2 protein-coding genes are annotated in these 1,860 nt (G+C 64.4%); both read right to left on the bottom strand.

Annotation, left to right across the window (positions count from 1 at the left end; translation table 11 throughout):
* On the bottom strand, window positions 1–506 hold a 506-nt coding region (gene kdsA, locus GX108_06385; protein ID NLO56662.1), incomplete at its 3' end, for a 3-deoxy-8-phosphooctulonate synthase.
* 26 nt (window positions 507–532) lie between these two features.
* Window positions 533–1,860, bottom strand: a 1,328-nt coding sequence (locus GX108_06380) for a tetraacyldisaccharide 4'-kinase (GenBank protein ID NLO56661.1), incomplete at its 5' end; no start/stop codon positions are given.

Genomic DNA, 1,860 nt, shown 5'->3' with positions numbered 1-1,860 from the left:
GTGCTCCCCCTCTCGCAGAGGATGACCTTGTCGTTGCCCGCCTCGAGGCACTTGGAGACCGCCTGCCCCATGTCCACCGGGGCAAGGAACTGCCCCTTCTTGATGTTCACCGCCCTGCCCGTGGCCGCGGCGGCGACGACGAGGTCGGTCTGCCTGCAGAGAAAGGCCGGTATCTGGATAATGTCCACCACCTCGGCCACTCTTTCGGCCTGGCCGGGGAGGTGTATATCCGTCAGGACGGGACAGCCGACGGATCTCTTCACCTCGGCAAGCCACTGGAGGCCCTTCTCCAGGCCAGGACCCCTGAAGCTGTGGATGGAGGTCCTGTTGGCCTTGTCGAAGGAGGCCTTGAAGACGTAGGGCATGCCCAGCCTGCCGCATATACCCGAGACCTCCCGCGCTATGGAAAGGGCCGTCTCCCGGTCCTCGAGGACGCAGGGCCCCGCCACGAGGACCAGCCTCCCGTCACCGAAAAGAACCTTGCCGGCGGAAAAGCTTTTCACCATGACCGATCATCTCCATGCTCTTCGGGTTAGGAACCCGTTCTTCCCGAATTCTTTTCAACATAGGCGCCGAAAATCCGGCACACTTCCTGCCTTTTTCCCCATCCCAGCGTCCGGGAAGCATATTCTATCACGGCCTCCAGGGCACCCCCGCCGCCCATCCTCTCCATCCCCGCGCGGGACATCCTCTCGTGACGAGCCGGATCCCCGAGGATGGCCAGGGCTTCCCGGGCCAGGGAAACCGGGTCGGCGGGGACCAGCGATTCCGCCTCGCCCAGGAGTTTTTTCTGCACCCTCTTGCCCTTTTCGTCGATGGAGACCACCGGCAGGCCCATACCGGCACAGATCTGGTTGGCCGTGCCCCCAAGACCGATAAGGATGTCGGAGCGGGACGCCGCCCGGGAGACCTCGCCGGAAAAGAGGCGCACCTCCGGTTTGCCCTTTTCATGCCTGATGACATCGGGACTGTCGACCCTCCAGGAGGGAGCCTTCTCCAGCAATCTCTCCCTATCCAGGGTAGAAGCAACGACCATCTCGAACCGGCAGTCCTCCTCGAGGGCTATGACCTCGGCGGCACCGAGCAGGAGCCCTAGGTCGTCGTAGGCCCTCTCCCGGCTTCCCGGGAGGAGCAGGACCCCGAAGGGTCGATGCCCTCCGGGTTTGCCGACGGCCTCTCCGGCGAGGTCCATTATGGGGTTTCCCTTGAAGACCGCGTCGGCCTTTCTTTCAGACAGTTCCCGGGCGGTTTCGGGATCCCTGGTGAAAACCCTCCTGCAGCGCCTTTTGAGGAGCCACTTCTCCAACCCCCAATGGCCGTGAAGGCGCTCGGACTTGGCCGTGGCCAGGAGCACCGGCATGGCGCCCTGCCCCCAGAGACTGTGCAGGAAAAGGTAGACATCGCCGACGCAGAGGACGGTCCTCAACCGCCCCCTGAGACCGCTCCAGGCCTCGGCCTGGGCCTCGATATGCCTGAAGAGACCCGACCGGATGTCCCGGATGAGATCCCTCAAACTATACTTGACCACGCCCCCGCTCGGCGTCTCGCTGGGGGGTGAGAGCACCCTGACTGACCTGGACCGGTACTCCTGCCCCCTGCCGACGAGGGGGAAGCCCGAAACCTCGAAGAGGGGAAACCTGCTTTGAAGCCGTTCGGCGAGCAGGCTGCCGATGGCGTCCTCCCCGTGCCCGTTGGAGGCGACGACGACCCTGGGCCTGAGATGTAGTGCAAGAGCGGCGAAAAAGGAGTCCCCGTCTGCCAGGACCGCGTGGACCCTGGGAACGTAGACCGGGACGGCGGGCGACCAGTCCGGGGGGAGGTTGAAGATATCCTTCTCGGTGCAGATCAGCGACCGGGCCC

This window comes from Thermovirga sp., assembly GCA_012523215.1.
GTDB lineage: Bacteria > Synergistota > Synergistia > Synergistales > Thermovirgaceae > 58-81.
The sequence above is the reverse complement of the archived record's forward strand: the minus strand, read 5'-3'. Positions and strand labels throughout refer to the sequence as shown.